Here is a 19,912-nt window from a genome sequence, read left to right as displayed (position 1 = left end):
GGCCCGGAACGACGGGGCCCTGCCCGGCTGTCAGAGGCGGATCGGCATCAGGATGGAGAACGCGTCCTCGTCGTCCGGGCGGCGCACGGCCAGCGGGGCGATCGGGCCGTCCAGCTCCAGCACCAACTGGCCCCGGTCGCCCGCGTCCAACGCGTCGAGCAGGTACCGCCCGTTCACCCCGAACCGCAGCTCGTCCGGCTCGGCGGCGGCCAGCGCGTCACCGTCGAGGACCCGCAGCGCGCCCCGGTCGTCCAGGCCGAGCACGGTCACCGCCACGTCGCGGCCCTCGTACCGGCGGACCAGGGTCGGCCCGCCGTCGGCGAGCGCCGCGCGCAGCGCCGGCACGTCCACCGGGATCCGGTACGCCGCCGCGCCGTCGACGTGGCCGCGCAGCAGCCGGCGGTAGTCGGGGAAGTCGTACGGCAGGGCGGCCCCGGCGACCTCCCGCCCGGCGACCGAGACGGAGACAGCGCTGGCGTCCACCCGCAGGTGCGCGTCGGTCTCCTCGGTGGTGTCCAGCAGCGCGCGTACCCGGTCGACCAGCTCGGCCGGGGCGAACCGCAGCGCGCTGACCGTCAGGCCGCTGGCCCGGGCCAGCTCGCCGATGCTGCGCAGTTCGCTCTCCACGCCGGTGATCCTGTCGCCTCAACCTGGTCGAGGGTCAAGCCGAGCCGTGCTCCAGCACCCGGAAGGTGAGGCCGGCCGCCGTGAGCCGGGCGAGGAGGGCGTCGCCCATCGCCGTCACCGGGGTCACCTGGCCCGAGGTGGGCGGCAGGTCGTCCAGCGCCAGACAGAGCGCCGACTCGGCCAGCATCTTGGCGGTCTCGTCGTACCCGGGGTCGCCGCCGGACACCTCCGTGACCACCCGGCGGCCGCCGCCCGAGCCGAGGAAACGCACCCGGAACCAGGAGCGCGCCCGCTGCTCCGCCGTCGGGCCCTGCCCGGAGGAGAGCCGGCCGAGCAGCCAGCGCCGGGTCGGCGGCAGCTTCGTCAGCCCGGCCAGGCCGCCCAGCGCGGCGCCGGCGAGCAGGATCGTCGGCAGCCGCTTCACGGCGGCGAAGTGCCGGTACCGGAAGTCCGGCCCGTACTCGGGGCGGGCCGCCGCCGACCGCCGCACCACCTGCGGGTCGATGGTCGGCAGCGGCACCGCCCACATGCCCAGCTCCCGGGAGTGCCCCACCCGGCCCGGCACGGCCCGGACCCGGCGGCCCTCCGGGCGCGGCTCGACGGCCCGGCGCTCGCGCGCCGCCCGCCTCGTCTCGGCCGCGCGGGAGAACGCGAGCAGCGCCGAGTGGTACGTGCCGGCGGAGAACCGGCCGCCGGCCCGGACGAACCCGTCGACGGTGATCGGGGCGTCCGGCGGCAGCCGCCTGACGGTGAACCAGGCGCCCAGGTCGTGCGGGATCGAGTCGAAGCCGCAGCTGTGCACCAGCCGGGCGCCGGTGCGCACCGCCTCGGCGTGGTGGCGCACGTACGTCTCGTCGACGAACTCCGGTTCGCCGGTGATGTCGACGTAGTCGGTGCCGGCGCGGGCGCACGCGGCGACCAGCGGCTCCCCGTGCCGGACGTACGGGCCGACGGTGCTGGCGACCACCCGGGCGGCCTCGGCGACCGCCCGCAGCGACCCGGGATCGGCGGCGTCGGCGGTCAGCAGCGGCAGGTCGCCCAGCGTCGGGTCGATGTCGGCGAGCCGGTCCCGGACGGCGGCCAGCTTCGCCGGGTTGCGCCCCGCGAGGGCCCAGCGCAGCCCGTCCGGCGCGTGCCGGGCCAGGTACTCGGCGGTGAGCGCGCCGGTGAACCCGGTCGCGCCGAACAGGACGAGGTCGTACGGCCGCTGCGTCCGCATCCCCCGAGTCTCCCATCGGACGGTTCAGGGCGTGAAGACCGCGCGGAGGCAGCCGTCGGCGCGGTCGCGGAACAGGTCGTAGCCGAGCGGGGCCTGCTCCAGGGGGAGGCGGTGGGTGGCCAGGTGGCCGGTGGCGATCTCGCCCCGGGCGATCCGGTCCAGCAGCATCGGGATCCAGCGCTGCCCGTGCTGCCGGGCGCTGCGCAGACTCAGCCCCTTGTGCATGACGGCGCCCAGCGGGAACGTGTCGACGAACCCGGTGAACGTGCCGAGCACCACGACCCGGCCGCCCTTGCGGCACGCGTGCACCGCCTCGCGTACGGCGATCGGCCGGTCCGGGGCGACGGCGGAGCGGGTGAACCGGTCGACCAGCGAGCGCGGGCCGTGGTCCCAGGCCATGCCGACCGCCTCGACGCACACGTCCGGGCCCCGGCCGCCGCTGCGTTCCCGCAGCTCGGCGGGGACGTCGGCGGCCCGGTAGTCGAGCGTCTCCGCCCCGACGTGCCGCTCGGCCAGCCGCAGCCGGTCCGGGTACCGGTCGATCACCACCACCCGGTCCGCGCCGCGCAGCAGGGCCGCCTGCGCCGCCATCTGCCCCACCGCGCCCGCGCCCCACACCGCGACCACGTCCCCGGGCCGCACCTCGCCCAGCTCGGCCCCCAGCCACCCGGCCGGCACCGCGTCCGAGGCGAAGACGGCCCGGTCGTCGTCCACCGGGTCCGGCACGGCGAACGCCCCGACGTCCGCGTACGGCACCCGCACGTACTCGGCGTGGCCGCCGGCGAAGCCGCCGCCGGCCCGGGGCCGCCCGAAGCAGCCGGCGACGGGCTGCCCCCACGCCGCCTCGCCCGCCGCCGGGTCGGTGCTGCCGTTGTCGCAGCAGGCGTACAGGCCCTCCCGGCAGTACCAGCACTGCCCACAGGCGACGCCCGAGCACACCACCACCCGGTCGCCGACCCGGTGCCGGCGCACCCGCGGCCCGACCTCCACCACCTCGCCCAGGAAGTCGTGGCCGAGCACGTCGCCGACGGACAGCTCGGGCACCCGGCCGCCGAGCAGCGGCAGGTCCGCCCCGCAGGTGGCGCTGCGCCGCACCCGGACGATCGCGTCGGTCTCGTTACGCAGCTCCGGGTCGGGCACCTGCCGTACCGCCAGGCCGTCCTCGCCGAGCCAGCACAGCGCCCTCACGCCGGCACCGCCGGCCCGTCCAGCGGCGAGCGGTCCGGCCGCAGCAGCTCGCCGGTCTCGGCGAGCTGTTTGGCCTCGCGCAGCGCCGCGCGGACGAACCGCCCAGGGTCGTCGCCGGCCAGGTGGGCGGCCATCCCCGGCAGGGCCGCCGCGCCGCCGGCCGGCCGGGCGGCCAGCTCGGTGCCCCGTCCGCCGGGCGCCGGGCCCGCCGCGACCTCGACGGCCGCGCCGAGGCGGCGCAGCGGCTCCGGCCACCGCCCGCCGGGCAGCACCCGCTCGGGCGGCCGGTCGACCGTCACCACCTCCCAGCGGCCCGGTCGCGGCCGGGCCCCGGGCCGGCCCTTACCCCGGCGCGCGCACAGCGTCCGCGCCGCCGTCGCCCCGGCCACCGCGCCGGCGGCCACCGCCCCGACGGTACGGGCCAGCGCCCGCCCGCCCCGCGTCCCGCCTGCCATCCGCTCCACCCGCCCCTCGTGCCGTTCGGGCGTTCCTCGCGCTTACCGGCCCGTCCGCGGACCCGTGGCCACGGGCGGCCGGCCACCGCGCCGCCCGGCCGGGCACGGCGGCCGGCCCCGGCCGGCCACCGCGTGCCCCGATCGTCGCGCCGTGCGGGGTGAAGCGGGTTCCCCCCGAAGGGGTGAACCGGCCGGCGCGGGGTAACCGCCCGCCGCACGAACCTGGGGAGCTTGGGGGTGGGGCCGGATGCCGCAGGGCGACAGCGAGATCACGGTCGAGGCGGCGGCGACCGCGCCGACGCCGCTGCTGGCGTCCCGGTTGGCCCCCGCCCCGCTGCCCGAGCCCGTGCTCGTCCGGCCCCGGTTGCTGCGCCGGCTCGACGAGGGGACGGCCGGGGCGGTCACCGTGGTCTCCGCTCCGGCGGGCTGGGGCAAGACGACCCTGCTCGCCACCTGGGCCCGGTCGGTCGAGCCGACGCCGGCGTGGGTGTCGGTGGAGGCGGGCGACACCGGTGCGCGGCTGTGGGCGTACCTGGCGGCGGCGCTGCGCACGACGGCCGAGCAGCGTCCCGGCGGGGCCGAGCTGCCCGCCCCTCCGGTGCCCGCCGCGCCGCCCCGCCCGGACCAGCTGGAGCCGCTGGCCGCGGCGCTCGCCGCCCGGGAGCGCCCGGTGCTGCTCGTCCTCGACGACCTGCACCGCGTCGGCGACCCGGCGGCGCTGGCCGGCCTGGAGTTCCTGCTGCGTCACGGGGGGCGGCTGCGTCTGGTGGTGGGGGCGCGGGCCGACCTGCCGCCGGGGCTGCACCGGCTGCGGCTCGCGGGGGAGCTGACCAGCGTCGGCCCCGACGAGCTGGCGTTCACCGAGGACGAGGTGGCCGACCTGCTCACCGCGCACGGCGTGCCCGTGCCGGCGGCGGTGGTGCCCCGGCTGCGCGAGCGCACCGGCGGCTGGGCGGCCGGGCTGCGGTTCGCCGCGCTGGCCCTGCGGGAGCGGCCCGACCCGGCCCGCGCGGGCGAGCAGTTCGGCGGTGACCACCCGGACGTGGCCGGCTACCTGCGCGAGGAGGTGCTCGACCCGCTCGACGAGGCGGCCCGGGACGCCCTGCGCCGGGGCGCGGCGGTGGGCGCGTTCCGGGCCGACCTGGTCGACGCGCTCACCGGCCGGTCCGACGCCGAACGGGCGCTGACCGCCCTGGCCGCCCCCGGCGGCTTCCTGCACCGGGACGACAGCCGCCCGCCCTGGTACCGCTGCCACCCGCTGCTGGCCGACGTGCTCCGTGCCGAGCTGGCCGGCCTGGGCGACGGGCGGCGCCGCGAGCTGCACCTGCGCGCGTCCGACTGGTACGCGGCGCACGGCCGCCCCGCCGAGGCGCTGCGGCACGCCCTCGCCGCCGGCCGGTGGGCCCGCGCCACGGAGCTGCTGGTGCGGCGGTGGCCGGACCTCGTCCCGTACGACCGGGAGGGCGCCGACGGGCCGGCGCCGGCCCCGCCGCCGGAGGAGGCCGTCCGGCGGGACCCGGAGCTGGGGCTGGCCGCCGCCGTCGAGCGCGCCCACGCCGGGGACCCGGCCGCCGCCGCCGAGCAGGCGCGCCGGGCCGCCGAGGCCGCGCCGTCGCTGCCCGTGCCGCGCCGCGACCGGTTCGGCCGGCTGGCCGCCGCCGTGGACGTCACCCTGGCCCGGCTGGCCGGCGACCACGACGGGGTACGCCGCGCGGCGGCCCGGCTGCTCGCCACGCGTACGCCGGCGGGCCCGGCGGACGATCCGCGTACGGGCGCCACCGACGACGCCGACGTACGGGCGGCGGCCGGCGCCGCGCTCGGCCTGGTCGCGCTCGCCGAGGGCGACCCGCGCGCGGCGGGGGAGGAGTTCGCCCGGGCGCTGGCGGCGGCCCGGGAGGCCGGCCGGCCCCGCACCGAGCTGCTCTGCGCGAGCCGGTCCGCCGTGCTGCACGCGGCACGCGGCGAGCTGCGCGCGGCCGAACGCGCCGCCCGGGAGGCGCTGGCCATGCCGCCCTGCCAGGGCTGGTCCTGCCGGGTGGACTGCGCGCACGGCTACCTGGCGCTGGCCGTGGTGGCGCTGCACCGGGACCGCCCCGAGGAGGCGGAGGCGAGCCTGGCGCTGGCCGCGCCGGCGACCGGGGAGGCGACGGCGGGAGCCCTCGCGGCGCTGTGCCGGGCCCCGCTGCTGCGCGACCGGGGCGACCCGGGGGAGGCGCTGCGGGTGCTCGCCGCCGCCCGGGGCCGCCTTCCCGGCGCCGGGGAGCTGGCGTACGCGCTGCTCGCCGCCGAGGCGGACCTGCGGGCCGCCCACGGCGACCTGGACACCGCCCGCGCCCTGCTCGCCGGCCGCCCGCCGCGCCCGACGGGCCGCCCCCGGCGCTGGCCGTGGCGCTGGCCCGGGTGGAGCTGCGCGCCGGCGACGCGCGCGCCGCCGGGTACGCGCTGCCGCACTGGGACGGCCCGGAGGCCGCCGCCTGGCCGCTGCCCGTACGCCTCGACGCGGGCGTGCTGGACGCCGCGCTGGCCCGCGCGGCGGGCGACGAACGGGGGGCCGGGCGCCTCCTGGAGCGGGTGCTGGAGCTGGCCGACCCGGACGGGTACCGGCGGGTCTTCACCCACGCCGAGCCGGGCGTGCGCGACCTGCTCACCGCGCACCTGGACTCCGGCACGGCGCACTGGCCGACGGTGCGCGAGCTGGTCCGGGGGCCGGGGAGCCGGGCGACGGGCGGGCCGCCGCGCCGGAGCGGCGGCTCGACGAGCCGCTCACCGAGCGGGAGCTGACGATCCTGCGCTACCTGCAGAGCATCCTGTCCAACGTGGAGATCGCCAGCGAGCTGTCGCTGTCGGTCAACACCGTCAAGACGCACGTCCGCAACATCTACCGCAAGCTGGACGCCACCCGGCGCCGGGAGGCCGTGCGCCGGGCCCGCGAGCTGCGACTGCTCTGAGCCGCCCGCTCACGCGGTGGCCGCCTGGTCGACGGCGGCGAGCAGGTCGGGCAGCGCGTACCCGCCCTCGTAGCGGACGTCGTTGACGAACAGCGTCGGCGCGCCGGCCACGCCGCTGCGGATGCCGCCGACGAAGTCCTGCCGGACCCGGTCGGCGTGGGCGTGCCGCGCCACCTCGGCGCCCACCTCGTCGGCGGGCAGCCCGAGCTGTTCCACGCCGAGCGACAGGTGCACCGGGTCGAGCTGGTCCTGGTGCTGGTACAGCCAGTCGTGCATGTCCCAGAACCGGCCCCGCCGAGCGGCGGCCTCGGCGGCCTCGGCGGCGCTGTCCGCGTACGGGTGGACGTTGCTGATGGGGAAGTGCCGGTAGACGTGCCGCACCACGTCGGCCCGCTGGCGCAGCAGTTCCGCGAGATTCGGGTACGCCAGGCCACAGTAGTGGCACTGGAAGTCGCCGTACTCGACGAGGGTAACCGGGGCGTCCACCGGCCCCCGGGCGTGGTCGGCCTCGGTCACCGGCACCCGCAGCCGGGGTGTGACCTGCAACGGCGTCGTCATGATCGGCATCCTCCCGCCGGGCCGGGTGAGGGCGGCTCACCCGGCCCGGGTGGTTCCCCCGGGCTCAGCCCGACACGGTCAGGTGGTTGTGCACGGTGTGGATGCCGGGGGCCGACCAGACGATCCGCTCGATCTCCTCGCGCTCGGGCACCGAGTGGACCAGTCCCTCCAGCCGTACGGTGTCGCCGCGCACGAGGACGGTGACCCGCTCCCCGTTCACGGCCGCGTTGCGGGCCAGCGCGTCGACGATCCGGTCGGTCAGCTCGTTGGCGTCCGGCCGCAGCGTCGGTCGCACCGTCACGCCGTTGCTGAGCCCGCGTACGCCGGTGAGCCGGCCCACCGCCCGCTCCACGGCCCGGCGCTGGTACTCCCACTCCACCTCGCCGTGCAGCGTCACCCACCCGTTCGAGACGGTGACGTCGATCGGCTCCACCGGCACGAACGCGTCCCACTCCAGCGCCCGGCCGACCGCCGTGGCGAGTTCCGCGTCGGTGCGCTGGGACGGCCCGGGGAGCCGGACGGTGACGTCGTTGGCGACCGCCCGGACCCGGGCGACCCGGTGCGCGGCGCGCTCCGCCGCGTACTTCTTGGCGTAGCTGTCGACCCAGCCGGTCAGCGTGACCACGCCCTCGGTGACGGTCACGCCGATCTCGTTCGGTCGGACCCGCGGCTCCCAGGTCAGCTCGTCCAGCACGTCGGACTGGATGTCCTGGTCGGTACGGGTGGTCGTCGAGGTGGCCATCGCTCGCTCCTCCCGGTGTGTCGGTGCCGGTCCGCCGGGCGTACGCCCGCGGGTCCGAGCCTGCCGCCGGCCCGGGTGAACCGGACTCACCCCGCCCGGGTGAGGGGCGCGGGCATCGACAGGGCTCGGTGCGTCCGGCACGATCTGGGGCGAGGCGACGGCGGTCGGGGCGGGAGTGGCGATGAGCGCGGTTGACGAGGCGATCCCTACGCCCGCGCCCGCGCGGCCGGGGCGGTCGGGGGCGGCGGCCGTGCGGGTGGCGCGGCTGGTCCGGCACGAGTGGACCCTCGCGGTGCTCGGCTCGCTGGTGCTCGCGGCGGCGCTGACCTGGCCGACGCTGCGCCACCCGGCCACCACCATCCCGCAGGACGCCGGTGACCCCACCCTCCAGGCGTGGCAGGTGGCCTGGGGCGGGCACGCCCTGCTCACCGACCCGGCCGGCCTCTGGCACTCCAAGTCGTCCCGGTGGCCCTGGTGCTCGCGGGGGGCGGCCCGGGCGTCGTTTCCGGCGCCCGGGCCGGTCGTCAGCCGTCCAGGCCGACGGGGGAGTTGGGCCGGTCGACGTCGACGAACTCGACGTCGTCCACGTCGTACCCGGTCCGGCTCCCGGCCGCGCGGGCGGCCGAGCCGGCGGCCCAGCCGATCGCCGCGCCCACGAGCGCGGCGCTGATCAGCAGGGCCCAGGGCAGTGCCGGGCGGCGCCCGGCGAGCGCGTCGAACGCCAGCACCGCGCGGCGGCGGGCCTCGTCGGCGGCGGAGCCGACCAGGTCACCGGCCTCCCCGGCCAGGCCCGAGCCGCCCCGGCGGGCCGAGCGGGCGGTGTCCCGGACGGTGTCCCCGGCGGAGCTGGCGGCGGAGAGCAGGTGCTGCCAGGCCTGGTCCGCGATCCGCTCGGGTCTGCTGCGGCGTTCCAGCAGGTTCGTTCCCAACATGGTCATACCTCCTCGGGGTGCCACCCGGGCAGTGCCCCACCCGTCGCCGCCGCAAACCCGGACGCGCGGGCCGGCGGCCGTCCCCGCCGACGGGGCGCGCCCGGTACGGCGGGTGCGCGCGATCGTCGGTGGAGACCGCTACCCTGGGGCGGCGAGACCGGCCCCGGGGTCGGTCGTGTGCCGAACCAGATGTGATCCGAAGCAGATGTGAATAGTCCGGATGGGGCGCTTTCTCCGCCCTGATCCACAGATTGCTCATCCTGAGGGGTGGCGACCGAGGCCGTCGGAGGAATACTCTCGGTCGCGGCCCGCGTACTGATGAGGCGCCCGTGATCGGGCGAGTGGAGGTGCTCGCGTGAGCCTGTCGATCGTGAAGTCGGTACTGTCCGGTGGTGTCGTCGAGATCGCCCCGCGCGGTGAGATCGACGTCGACACCGCGTACGAGGTGCGCGAAGCCATCGCCGAGGTGCTCGCCAAGGGGCGTCCCACCCGGATCGAGCTCAACATGCGCCTCGTCACGTTCATCGACTCCGTCGGCATCAGCGCGATGGTGGCCGGCTTCCAGACCGCGGAGGTCAGCGGCGTGAAGCTGGTCGTCACCGAGCCGAGCCGGTTCGTCCACCGTCAGCTCTGGGTGACCGGCCTGCTCGGCCTGTTCGGCGCCCCGGAGCCCTACTACGCCGGCAACGCCACCCCGGAGGTCCTGCCGGGCGCCTGACCGCGCCGGGCCCTTTTGTCGTCGGCTCCGCTGGGGGATGATCGTGGGCGTGCTGCGGCGTGACACCTTCCAGTACTCCGTCCAGGCGCGCTGCCCGCGCGCCGAGGCGGTGGCGCTGCTCGGCGACCTGTCCCGGCAGGGCGAGCTGCACCCGCTGATCACGCGGGTGCGCCGGCTGCCGCCCCGGCCGGGCGCCCGGGCCAGCTACGCGATCACCGACCGGCTCGCCGCCGGTCCGCTGCGCTTCACGACGACGTACCAGGCAGACGTCCTGGTGGTGACCGAGGACGAGATCGTCATAGTGGCCCGGCAGTGGCCGGCCACGACGGTGCGCAACCACACCCGGCTGCGCGACGAGCCGGGCGGCGTGGTCCGGATCGACGTCGAGATCACGCTCGGCGCCCCCGCCCCGCTGTTCGGGTACGCCTTCCGGCAGGCCCGCTCGGCGCACCTCGGCCTGGCCCGCCGGCTCGCCGAGGTGCTGGACCGCCCGCCGGGCGGTTCCTCGCCGGCCTGAGCGGGGCCGGTGGCGACGCGCCGGCGGGCGGCAGCGCGGTGCAGGGTGAGCAGGGCCTTACGGGCGCGGGGCGGGAGTCGGGTCAGTACACCGACAGGTGCACGTGGTTGGTGTGGTCGCTCGACGGATCCCCGTTGCCACCGCTGTACGCCTTCCAGCCGCTGCTGGGCAGCCAGATCTGCTTGAACCAGATGACGTACAGCACGGCGAGGTTGTCCGCGTTGCGCACGAAGTACGCCGCCAGGTTGTTGCCGTACGTGCGGTCCCCGCCGCTGGCCACGCCGCCGAAGCCGCCCGTCTGTGCGGCGAAGTCGCAGGCCCGCCCCTTGGGGTGCTCGCCGGAGCCGCCCGAGCGGTAGCAGGAGACGTACCGGGTGAAGCCGGCCGCCTTGGCCTGCTGGAGCGCGTGCAACGTGCGGGGGGTGATGCAGCCGTTGGCCGGGGTCGGGTCGTTCACGCTGCACGACTCGGCGGGCCAGGACCCGTCGGGGTTGCGCTTCGCGGGGGAGGCGGTGGCGCCGGAGGTGCCGCCGGGGCTCGACCCGCCGCCGGCCCGCTCGTTGGCCACGGCCAGGGCCCGCTCGGCCTGCTCCTTGCGCTTGCCCATCACGGCGACCTGCCGGCGCTGCTCGCGGATCTCCCCGTCCAGCGCCTGCCGCGTCCGGTTCGCCTGGTCCCGGGCCGCCAGCAGGTCGCGCAGGGCGCGGTCCTCGTTGCTGGCCACCTGGTCGAGCGCCGCCGCCCGGTCCATGAACCCCTCGGGCGAGTTGCTGTTCAGCAGCGCCGACACCGCCCGGAGCCGGCCCGTCTTGTACGCCACACCGGCAATCTCACCGACCCTGCTGTCACGCACGGTCAGCTCCGCCTCGATCGTCTTGAGCTGGGCGCCGAGCTGCTGCTGCCGCTGCACCGAGCGGTTCAGGGCGGCCTTGGCGTCGAGGTAGCCCTTGCTGGCCGCCTCCAGCGCGGCGCGCAGCGCCGGGGTGCCGCCCTCGTCGTCCTGCCCCGGCGCGGCGGCGAGCAGCCCGGCGGGCGGCGCCGCCTGTGCCGGGGTGTCGCCCGCCGGGACGACCGCGAGGCCGCCGGCGAGCGTGAGCGCGAGCAGGGCCGCCACCCGGGCGGCCGTCCTTCGTACAGGTGCCACTACTGGCATGCGGATGTCCTTCCGTCAGCCGCCGACCGGGTTAGCTGACGGGTTCGGGACGGAAGATCCCTACCGCTCACGCGGATGCACCCCACGAACGTGGTTCCCCGGCTCGCCCTCGCGGGCGATTAGGCGGCGGCCGCCGCGGGCGCCGGCGGGCGCCACCGGAGCGGAGGCCGGGACCGAGCCTACCGGTGCTGGTGGGGCGGGCGCTGCGCCCGTTACGCACGGTACGCGGATCAAACCCATCAAATCCGGCATGGAGGCACAATAGCCCACCTGATCGACGGATCTGGGTATCACCAGGCGGTCGGCCCGCAGTTTCCCGGTGACGTTCCGGGTTCGACCTGTAGCGTGGCGTGCTCGATGTGAAAGTCCTCGTGCAGTGCGGTGCGGGCGGCGGTCAGCACGGCGCCCACCTCGGCGTCGGGGGCCATGGTCAGGTGCGCCGAGGCGACCTCCATCCCGGAGGTGAGCGTCCAGACGTGCAGGTCGTGCACCTCGACCACGCCGGGCACCGCGGCGAGTCGGTCGTGCACGGCGGTGACCTGCAGGTGCTCCGGGGCGGCCTGCACCAGGATCCGGACGGCGGCCCGGCCCAGCCGCCAGGTGCGGGGCAGGATGAACACGCCGATCGCGACCGCGACCAGGGGATCGGCCCACCACCAGTCGGTGGCCCAGATCAGGGCCGCCGCGGCGATCACCCCGACCGAGCCGAGCAGGTCCCCCAGCACCTCCAGGTACGCCCCGCGCAGGTTGATGCTCTCCTGCGCCCCGCCGCGCAGCAGGCCGAACGCGGCCAGGTTGGCGAGCAGGCCCAGCACCGCCACCGCCAGCATCGGGCCGGTCGTCACCTCCGGCGGGTTGCCGAACCGGCGTACCGCCTCGAGGAGGACGTACACGGCGACGCCGCTGAGCAGCAGCGCGTTGCCGAGCGCCGCGAGCACCTCCAGCCGGTACAGCCCGAAGGTGCGCTGGGGGTCGGCGGCGGCCCGGCGGGTGGCGGTGATCGCGGCGAGCGCCATGCCGATGCCGAGCACGTCGGTGAACATGTGCCCGGCGTCGGAGAGCAGCGCCAGGGAGCCGGTGGCGTACGCCGTGCCCGCCTCGACCAGCATCAGCGCGCCGAGCAGCCCGAACGCGGCCCACAGTCGGCCCCGGTGCCGCTCGGCGGCGTACGCGACGCCGTGGTGGTGGTCATGACCTGCGCCCACGCCAACACCCTCCGTCCCTGTCCCGGTGCCGGCCCAATCTATGCTCACATCGCTATGTATGCAAGTAATCGTCGGCAGTCCGACCGAGGACCCCGTCCGGGTACCCCGTCAGCCCGTCGGATCGACCGTGGTGAGGCGCTGGGTGGCCCGGGACAGCGCCACGTAGAGCGTCCGTACGCCGGAGCCCGGGTCGGCCCGGATCTCGCTCGGGGCCACCAGCACGACCCCGTCGTACTCCATGCCCTTGGCCTGGAGGCTGGTGATTACCTGCAGGCGCGGGCCGGCCTGGCCGGCGAGCCAGCCGGCGACCTCGTCCCGGCGCGGGACCGGGGTGATCACCCCGACCGTGCCCTCCACCTCGCCCAACAGCTCGGCGACCGCCGCCGCGACGGCCGGCCGCAGCTCGGCCGGCGGGACGGCGAGTCGGACCGGGTCCACGCCGGTGGAGCGGACCGCGCTGGGCAGCGCGAGGTCCGGGTAGAGCCGGCGGATCTCCGCCGCCGCCACCGCGAAGATCTCCGCGGAGTTGCGGTAGTTGGTGGTGAGGGTGAAGTGCTGCCGGCGGCGCCGGCCCAGCGCCTGGTCCCGGGACCGGGTCAGCTCCTCCTCCGCGCCCGTCCACGCCGTCTGCGCCGGGTCGCCCACCACCGTCCAGGACGCCAGCCGGCCGCGCCGGCCGATCATCCGCCACTGCATCGGCGAGACGTCCTGGGCCTCGTCGACGACCACGTGCGCGTACTCGCGGTAGTCCTCGGGGCGCTGCCGGGCCGCCTCGCGGGCCGCCCGCTGCCGCTCGGCGTACGTGCTCAGCTCCCGCACCCCGCCGGCCAGCTGGAACGGGTCCCGCTTCGGCCGGGCCGGCCGCACCGGCTTGCCGAGCAGCGCGTCCAGCTCGTCGAGCAGGGCGATGTCGGCGATCGTGAGCCCCTCGGCGTCCAGCGTCCGGTACGCGTCGGCGAGCAGGCCGATCTCCGCCCGGCTCAGGACGCCCCCGGCGTACCGGCGCAGCCGCTCCGGGCGGGCCAGCCAGCCCAGCACGTGCCGCGGGTGCAGGCGCGGCCACCACGCCTTGAGGAACTCGCGGAACTCGGGCCGGTCGGCGATCTCGTCCTCGAACACGCGCTGCTCCGGCAGCCGGGGGATGTCCAGCCGCCGGGCCTGCGCCCACAGCGCGGCGAACACCCCGTCGAAGCCGGCCCGGCGGACCTCGTTGCGGCGGGCGCCCCGGGACAGCGCCCGATCGCGGATGCCGTCCAGCTCGCGGCGGTCCAGCCGCAGCAGCGCGCCCCGGTAGAGCAGGCGCAACTCGCCGGGGCCGCCCGGCACGGCGTCGCGCGCGGCGCGCTCCAGCACCCGGCGCATCCGCAGCGACCCCTTCACCGCCGCCACCTCGGGCGGATCGGTGCGGGTGGCCGACATGCCCGGGAAGAGCGACCCGAGCGAGTGCAGGGTGGCCGCCTCCTCGCCGAGCGACGGCAGCACCGAGGCGATGTACTCCACGAACACCGCCGACGGGCCGACCACCAGGATGCCGCCGCCGGCGTACCGGCTGCGGTCGGAGTAGAGCAGGTACGCCGCACGGTGCAGGGCCACGGCCGTCTTGCCGGTGCCCGGGCCGCCGGAGACGATGGTCACCCCGGAGCCGGGGGAGCGGATCGCCTCGTCCTGCTCCCGCTGGATGGTGGCGACGATGTCCCGCATGCCCCGGCCGGTGGCCCGGGACAGGGTTGCCAGCAGCGCCCCGTCGCCCACCACGACCATCTCCGGCGGGGCCGCACCCGGGTCCAGCAGGTCGTCCTCGATCCGGGTCACCCGCTCCGCCGAGGACTGGATCGTGCGCCGGCGCACCACGCCCAGCGGCTGCGCCGGGGTGGCCTGGTAGAAGGCCGCGGCGGCGGGGGCCCGCCAGTCCACCACCAGGGTCTCGGCGTCCTCGCCGCGCACCCCGAGCCGACCGACGTGCAGCACCTGCCCCTCGCGCAGGTCCAGCCGGCCGAAGACCAGCCCCTCGTGCTCGGCGTCGAGCAGGTGCCGCCGCCGGGCCGCGTGGAAGACCATGGCGTCCCGCTCGACCAGGGCGCCGAAGTTGCCCACCCGGGCCAGCCGGTAGCCCTCCTTCTCGGCCAGGGCGGCCGCGCGGCGCAGTTCGGCGAGGCGGGCGTACACCCGGTCGAGATGCCGTTGCTCGACGGCGATCTCCTGCTCCAGGGTGGTCCGGTCGCTCAACGTACGGGCTCCTCGCAGACGGTGGCGGCGGTCGCCGGGGTGACCGGGTGAGGGTACGACCACCGGCGGACGCCGTCGCGGGGCCATGCCGGTGCCGCGATCCACCCCACGTCCCGGCCGCCGGATCGCGGGCGGTCAGCCGGCCGGGACGGCGTCGGACCGGGCGGTCGGTGCGGCGCCGGGGACGCCGGCCGGCACGGCCCGCGGGGCGCCTGCCAGCACCCGGTGCAGTACGCCGGCCAGGGCGGCGTTGACCTCGGCGGGCCGCTCCATCATCAGCATGTGCCCGGCGCCGGGGCAGACGGTCAGCGCGGTCTCCGGCAGCGCCGCCGCGATCGACTCGGCGCACGGCGGCGGGGTGAGCCGGTCCCGGTCGCCGACCAGCGCGGCCGCCGGCAGGTGGGACAGCGCGGCGAGGGTCTCCAGCCGGTGCTGGGCCCCGATCGAGGCCCGGAAGCCGCCGATCGAGCGCAGCGAGGCGCGGGCCACCGCCGAGGTGACCAGCCGGATGTCCGTCCGGTCGCAGCGGTCGCCGAACAGCAGCCAGCGGATGCTGGGCCGCAGCGCGCGCAGCAGCGGCCGGGGCGGGCACCACGAGCCGCAGCGGGCCAGCACCCCGGCGCCGGTGGTCTCGGCCAGCCGGATCAGCCGGGCGACGCGGGGCGAGAGGCCGTAGCCGGTGTGGGTGTGCCCCTCGGCGGTGGTGGCGACGAAGACCAGCCCGGCCGCCCGGGCGGCGAAGTGTTCGGGGTGGCGGTGCGCGTACTCCATGATCGTCATGCCGCCCATCGAGTGCCCGACGAGCACCACCGGGCCGGCCGGGGCGACGGCGTCGACCACGGCGGCCAGGTCGTCGCCGAGCTGGGCCAGGGTGGCGGTGCGCAGCGGCATGGCGCTGGACCGGCCGTGGCCCCGGGCGTCGTACGTGACCACCCGGACCCGGTCGCCGAAACCGTCCCGGAGCGCGGCGAGCTGGCGGTGCCAGCCGCGCCCGTCCAGCGTCCAGCCGTGCAGCAGGATCGCGGTGACCTCGGCGTCGGCCGGCCCGGACGCCTCGACGTGCAGGCGTACGTCGTCGGGCAGCCGTAGCTCCACGTGCTCCGGCATCGCCGCCTCCCCTCGGGCCGCCCGGAGAACATCGGCTACCCACCATGGCACCAGGCCAACCACCCCGCCGGCGAGAAGGAAGAGGGCGGAGACGACGAACCGCCCGCCGGGACGACCCGACGGGCGGTTCTGGATGCAGCGAGGGGGAGGGCTCAGCCCTCGAAGACGCCGGCCTCGACGAGGCGCTTCTCGGTGGCGTCCCAGCCGTGCTCCGGGTGGGCGGCCGCGAGGCCGTTGATCTCGGCCCGGATCTTGGCGGCGTGGCCGGCGGCGGCCAGCACCCGGATCTCCTCGATGAAGGCCTCGGAGTCGGTGCGCAGGTGCGCCGTCTTGCCGTTGGTCAGGTTCCGCAGGTAGGCGTGCTTGCCGCCGTTGAGCGGGATGATGTACTTGAACTCGCCCAGCACGCTGAGGGCGCCACCTTGGCCAGCCTGGCCGGCCCGGACTGACGCGCGCGCGGTCTTAGAGGTGTTGCTCGCCACGGAGGTACTCCTTGAGACGTACGGGAGGACGGTAACGTCCGGGGGCTGTTGACGGGTGACGCCCGGGTGGAGCCTCGGCCCGCCGAAGATGTGCGCGGCACAAGCCGCCGATGGAACTGTACACGACCACGGCACCTGGCTGGTCACCGTGCCTGTCCGGAGAGCACAACCGGGTGAGCCACCCAGCTATTCCGGCCCGCCGGTAGGTCGGATGCGCGGTCTGCCCGAGGGCAATTTTCCGATTCCCTGGCGTACCATCCGTCACACCAGTCATCATGTGTTCCAGTGACAACTCGGGTGGTCGAGGTCGTAGGGGAAGACGCACCTCGCTCTCCGGGAGGTCTCCGTGCCAACGCGTGGCGTCGTATACGTCCACTCGACCCCGCTCGCCGTGTGCTCACACGTCGAGTGGGCGATCGCGCGCGTCCTCGCCGCGCCGGTCAACCTGCAGTGGACGGCTCAGCCCGTCGACCCCGGCGCCCGACGCGCCGAGTGCGGGTGGACCGGTCGTCCGGGGACGGGCGCCGAGCTGGCCGCTGCCCTCCGGCAGTGGCCCATGATCCGTTTCGAGGTGACCGAGGAACCGAGCGCCGGTGCCGACGGGGAGCGCTTCATGTACGTGCCGGGCCGGGGCCTGTTCCGGGCCACGGTGGGCGCGGCCGGCGACATCCAGCTGGGCGAGGACCGGCTGCGCGCCATCATGGCCGCCGCCCGTGCCCCGGAGGCGCTGGCGCACGCCCTCGACAAGGCGCTCGGCACCGCCTGGGACGCCGAGCTGGAGCCCTACCGGTACGCCGGCGACGGCGCCCCCGTGACCCTGCTCACCCGGGTCGGCTGACCGCCTCGGGCACGCAGGCCGGACGCTGCCGGCCCGTACCAGGTCAACTTGCCCCGATAAGGGTGAACTGGTGGGATGGGCGGCGTGTCGATTACCCCTCGACGTGCCGGCGTCGCGCTCACCGCCCTGACCGCGCTGCTCCTCACGGGGTGTGCGGGGCAGTCCGGCGGGCCGGCCGTCGCCCCGCCGACCACCGCCCCGGCCGCGCCGCCGACCCCGTCCGGATCGACCGCCGTCGACCCGGCGGCCCGCGCCGCCGCCCTCGTCGGCACCCTCGCCGACGAGGACCTGGTCGGCCAGGTGCTGATGCCCTACGCGTACGGCAGCTCGGCGACGGAGGTGTCGGAAGCCTCCGCCGCCGGCAACCGGACCCTCGCCGGGGTGGCCACCCCGGCCGAGATGGTCGCGAAGTACCGGCTGGGCGGGGTCATCCTCGTCGGCTTCAGCGCCGACGACCCCACCTCCGGCAACCAGGTCACCACCAACGTCGAGAACCCCCGGCAGGTCCGCGAGCTGACCAGCGGGCTGCGGGAGGCCGGCGGAAAGCTGGCCGCCGGCCCGGCCGGCTTCCTGATCGGCACCGACCAGGAGTACGGCGTGGTCACCCGGATCACCGACGGCGTCACGCTGCTGCCCAGCCCCCTGGCGGCCGGGGCGGCCGGCGACCCGGCGCGCACCGAGGCCGCCTGGCGGGCCGCCGGCACCGAGCTGGCCGCCATGGGGATCAACATGGACTTCGCCCCGGTCGCCGACGTGCTCGCCAAGCGCAGCACCGTGATCGGGTCCCGGTCGTTCGGCGCGGACCCGCGGCGGGCCGGAGCGCAGGTGGCCGGCGCGGTCCGGGGGCTGCAGGCCGCCGGCGTGGCGGCCACCGTCAAGCACTTCCCGGGCCACGGCCTCAGCGCCGCCGACTCGCACAAGGACGTGCCGGTGGTCGGCCAGTCCCGCAAGGTGCTCGACAGCGTGGCGTTCCCGCCGTTCTCGGCCGGCATCGACGCCGGGGCCCTCGCGGTGATGTCCGCGCACCTCGACGTCACCTCGATCGACCCCGGCGTCCCGGCGACCTTCTCCCGCAAGGTCCTCACCGACGTGCTGCGCGGGCAGCTCGGCTTCACGGGCGTGCTGGTCACGGACGGGATGAACATGCCGCCGGCCAAGCGCTGGTCACCGGGGGAGGCGGCGGTGCGGGCGCTCGACGCCGGCAACGACCTGATCCTGATGCCGCCGAACGTCACCCAGGCGTACGACGGGCTGCTCGCCGCGCTGCGCGACGGGTCGCTGCCCCGGGCGCGGCTGGTCGAGGCGGCCACCCGGGTGCTGACCATGAAGTTCACCCTGGCCGACCGCCCCGCCCCGGCGATGTCCACGCTCGACAGCCCGGAGCACCGCGGGGCGGCCGAGGCGCTGGCCGCCGGCGCGGTGACCGTGCTGCGCGGCTCCTGCGCCGTCGGCGTACGCGGCCCGGTGACCGTCACCTCCTCCGGCGGCCGAGACCGGACCCGGGCGCTGCTGGCCGAGGCGCTGACCGCGGCCGGGGTGGAGGTCAAGCCGAGCGGCGGGACGAAGGTGCACCTCGTCGGGTACGGCGACGGCGCCGGCGACCTCAGCGCGGACGCCGCCGTGACCGTCGCGATGGACACCCCGTACCTGCTGGCGCGGGCGAAGTCGCCCACGCTGCTGGCCACGTACTCCTCCAGCCCGGCCTCGATGACGGCGCTGGCGAACGTGCTCGCCGGCAGGGCCGAGCCGACCGGGCGCTCGCCGGTGCCCGTACCCGGGCTTCCCGCGACCTCCTGCGCGAAGTAGGGCGCGGCACCGCGCCGGACCGGCCTGCGCCCCCCGGCCCGGCTGGTAGCGTTCGGCTGTCCCGACACCGCCGGCGAGGACGGAGGCCAGCGCCGTGACGCGACCGGAGCCGGCAGTGTCGGTGGTGGTCCCGATGTTCAACGAGGAGAGCGTGCTGCCGCTGCTCGCCCAGCGGCTGCGCGCCGTCCTCGACGGGCTCGACGAGCCCTACGAGGTGCTGGCGGTGGACGACGGCAGCACCGACGGCACCGCCGCCGGCCTGGCCGGGCTGCGCGCCCGCTGGCCGCAGCTGCGGGTGCTGCGGCTGCGGCGCAACAGCGGCCACCAGGCGGCGCTGGTCGCCGGGGTGCTGCGGGCCCGCGGCCGGTACGTGGTCAGCATCGACGCCGACCTGCAGGACCCGCCGGAGGCGATCGCCGAGATGCTGCGCCGGGCCCGCGCCGAGGGCCTGGACGTCGTGTACGGGGTGCGCGCCGACCGCAGCAGCGACACCCGCTTCAAGCGGTGGACGGCGGCCGGCTACTACCGGCTGATGCGGCGGCTGGTCGGCAAGCAGGTGCCCGCGCAGGCCGGCGACTTCCGGCTGCTCAGCCGGGCGGCGGTGGAGGCGCTGCGGGAGCTGCCCGAGCGCAGCCCGGTGCTGCGGCTGGTGGTGCCGTGGCTCGGCTTCCCCAGCGGGGAGGTCAGCTACGAGCGCGAGGAGCGCGCGGCCGGCCGCACCAAGTATCCGCTGTCCCGGATGGCCGGCCTGGCCGTCGAGAGCGTCACGAGCTTCTCCGCCGTACCGCTGCGGGTGGCCACCTGGCTCGGGCTGGCCGGCGTGGCGGTCTGCGGCGTGCTGGTGGTCGTCGCCGTGGTCGCGTGGCTCGCGGGCAGCACGGTGACCGGCTGGCCCTCGCTCTACGTGGCGATCCTCTTCCTCGGCGCGGTGCAGCTACTCTGCCTCGGCCTGCTCGGCGAGTACGTGGCCCGCGTCTACACCGCCGTGCAGGGCCGCCCGGCGTACTTCGTGGCCAGCGACACCGGCGCGGACGGCGACGCGGGAGCGGACCGCCGCCCCGGCGACGGCGCGCCGGCCGCCTCCGACGGCCCGGCCGAGCTGGCCGACAGCCTCCGGTGACCGCGCTCGCCACCGGCGGCGCCGAGCCGCCGCGGCCCCGCGAACCCGACGCCGCCGGCGCCCCGCCGCGC

17 protein-coding genes, 2 pseudogenes and 1 riboswitch are annotated in these 19,912 nt (G+C 76.8%); of the genes and pseudogenes, 7 read left to right on the top strand and 12 right to left on the bottom strand.

Features of this window, described 5'->3' with window-relative positions; all coding sequences use genetic code 11:
• Positions 1-30 precede the first annotated feature (30 nt).
• The 4 genes from JD77_RS04200 to JD77_RS04185 are packed head-to-tail and all read right to left on the bottom strand — an operon-like array spanning position 31 to position 3,489.
• Positions 31-627, bottom strand: a complete 597-nt coding sequence (locus tag JD77_RS04200) for a hypothetical protein (RefSeq protein WP_246140520.1) — start codon at positions 625-627, stop codon at positions 31-33.
• A 34-nt stretch (positions 628-661) separates the two neighbouring features.
• Complete coding sequence (locus JD77_RS04195) at positions 662-1,846, bottom strand: saccharopine dehydrogenase family protein (protein WP_145773123.1); 1,185 nt, start codon at positions 1,844-1,846, stop codon at positions 662-664.
• 24 nt (positions 1,847-1,870) lie between these two features.
• A complete protein-coding gene (locus JD77_RS04190; protein ID WP_145773122.1) occupies positions 1,871-3,034 on the bottom strand; it encodes an alcohol dehydrogenase catalytic domain-containing protein in 1,164 nt (387 codons plus the stop codon).
• A complete protein-coding gene (locus JD77_RS04185; RefSeq protein WP_246140519.1) occupies positions 3,031-3,489 on the bottom strand; it encodes a hypothetical protein in 459 nt (152 codons plus the stop codon). The genes JD77_RS04190 and JD77_RS04185 overlap by 4 nt, the downstream gene beginning before the upstream one ends.
• A 247-nt stretch (positions 3,490-3,736) precedes the next feature.
• On the opposite strand from JD77_RS04185, the pseudogene JD77_RS04180 reads away from it, so the two are divergent.
• Positions 3,737-6,437: pseudogene (locus tag JD77_RS04180) on the top strand (helix-turn-helix transcriptional regulator).
• A gap of 9 nt (positions 6,438-6,446) precedes the next feature.
• Here JD77_RS04180 and JD77_RS04175 read toward each other — a convergent pair.
• Positions 6,447-6,995, bottom strand: a complete 549-nt coding sequence (locus JD77_RS04175; protein ID WP_145773121.1) for a DsbA family protein — start codon at positions 6,993-6,995, stop codon at positions 6,447-6,449.
• 64 nt (positions 6,996-7,059) lie between these two features.
• Positions 7,060-7,737 carry a BON domain-containing protein gene (locus JD77_RS04170; protein WP_145773120.1) on the bottom strand — a complete coding sequence of 226 codons (678 nt, stop codon included), beginning with the start codon at positions 7,735-7,737 and terminating at the stop codon, positions 7,060-7,062.
• Between the two features lie 181 nt (positions 7,738-7,918).
• On the opposite strand from JD77_RS04170, the pseudogene JD77_RS33335 reads away from it, so the two are divergent.
• Positions 7,919-8,197: pseudogene (locus JD77_RS33335) on the top strand (hypothetical protein); the annotation flags it as partial.
• Positions 8,198-8,261: 64 nt separating this feature from the next.
• Here JD77_RS33335 and JD77_RS04160 read toward each other — a convergent pair.
• A complete protein-coding gene (locus tag JD77_RS04160) occupies positions 8,262-8,669 on the bottom strand; it encodes a hypothetical protein (RefSeq protein ID WP_145773119.1) in 408 nt (135 codons plus the stop codon).
• A gap of 355 nt (positions 8,670-9,024) precedes the next feature.
• Here JD77_RS04160 and JD77_RS04155 point away from each other — a divergent pair, with 355 nt between their 5' ends.
• Complete coding sequence (locus tag JD77_RS04155) at positions 9,025-9,387, top strand: STAS domain-containing protein (protein ID WP_145773118.1); 363 nt, start codon at positions 9,025-9,027, stop codon at positions 9,385-9,387.
• 49 nt (positions 9,388-9,436) lie between these two features.
• A complete protein-coding gene (locus JD77_RS04150; protein WP_145773117.1) occupies positions 9,437-9,904 on the top strand; it encodes an SRPBCC family protein in 468 nt (155 codons plus the stop codon).
• An 82-nt stretch (positions 9,905-9,986) separates the two neighbouring features.
• Here JD77_RS04150 and JD77_RS04145 read toward each other — a convergent pair whose 3' ends face one another.
• The 5 genes from JD77_RS04145 to JD77_RS04125 form a co-directional block, all read right to left on the bottom strand.
• Positions 9,987-11,057, bottom strand: coding sequence for a coiled-coil domain-containing protein (locus tag JD77_RS04145; RefSeq protein WP_145773116.1), 1,071 nt, complete (start codon positions 11,055-11,057; stop codon positions 9,987-9,989).
• Between the two features lie 4 nt (positions 11,058-11,061).
• A riboswitch (cyclic di-AMP (ydaO/yuaA leader) is annotated at positions 11,062-11,193 on the bottom strand.
• A 154-nt stretch (positions 11,194-11,347) separates the two neighbouring features.
• The gene (locus JD77_RS04140; RefSeq protein WP_145773115.1) at positions 11,348-12,262 is read right to left on the bottom strand and encodes a cation diffusion facilitator family transporter; all 915 of its coding nucleotides are present in this window, start codon (positions 12,260-12,262) and stop codon (positions 11,348-11,350) included.
• Between the two features lie 108 nt (positions 12,263-12,370).
• Complete coding sequence (locus JD77_RS04135) at positions 12,371-14,488, bottom strand: HelD family protein (protein WP_145773114.1); 2,118 nt, start codon at positions 14,486-14,488, stop codon at positions 12,371-12,373.
• 135 nt (positions 14,489-14,623) lie between these two features.
• Positions 14,624-15,595 carry an alpha/beta fold hydrolase gene (locus JD77_RS04130; protein ID WP_145773113.1) on the bottom strand — a complete coding sequence of 324 codons (972 nt, stop codon included), beginning with the start codon at positions 15,593-15,595 and terminating at the stop codon, positions 14,624-14,626.
• Positions 15,596-15,747: 152 nt separating this feature from the next.
• Positions 15,748-16,077: a hypothetical protein gene (locus JD77_RS04125; protein WP_145773112.1), complete on the bottom strand. Its 330-nt coding sequence runs from the start codon at positions 16,075-16,077 to the stop codon at positions 15,748-15,750.
• Positions 16,078-16,423: 346 nt separating this feature from the next.
• Between JD77_RS04125 and JD77_RS04120 the strand changes: the two genes are divergently transcribed.
• The 3 genes from JD77_RS04120 to JD77_RS04110 all read left to right on the top strand — a co-directional run bounded on the left by JD77_RS04120 (position 16,424) and on the right by JD77_RS04110 (position 19,841).
• Complete coding sequence (locus JD77_RS04120; RefSeq protein WP_145773111.1) at positions 16,424-16,915, top strand: DUF3145 domain-containing protein; 492 nt, start codon at positions 16,424-16,426, stop codon at positions 16,913-16,915.
• A gap of 75 nt (positions 16,916-16,990) precedes the next feature.
• Positions 16,991-18,721, top strand: coding sequence for a glycoside hydrolase family 3 protein (locus JD77_RS04115; RefSeq protein WP_145773110.1), 1,731 nt, complete (start codon positions 16,991-16,993; stop codon positions 18,719-18,721).
• Between the two features lie 94 nt (positions 18,722-18,815).
• Positions 18,816-19,841, top strand: a complete 1,026-nt coding sequence (locus tag JD77_RS04110) for a glycosyltransferase family 2 protein (protein WP_281292078.1) — start codon at positions 18,816-18,818, stop codon at positions 19,839-19,841.
• Positions 19,842-19,912 lie beyond the last annotated feature (71 nt).

This window comes from Micromonospora olivasterospora, from assembly GCF_007830265.1.
Taxonomy (GTDB): domain Bacteria; phylum Actinomycetota; class Actinomycetes; order Mycobacteriales; family Micromonosporaceae; genus Micromonospora; species Micromonospora olivasterospora.
The sequence above is the reverse complement of the archived record's forward strand: the minus strand, read 5'-3'. Positions and strand labels throughout refer to the sequence as shown.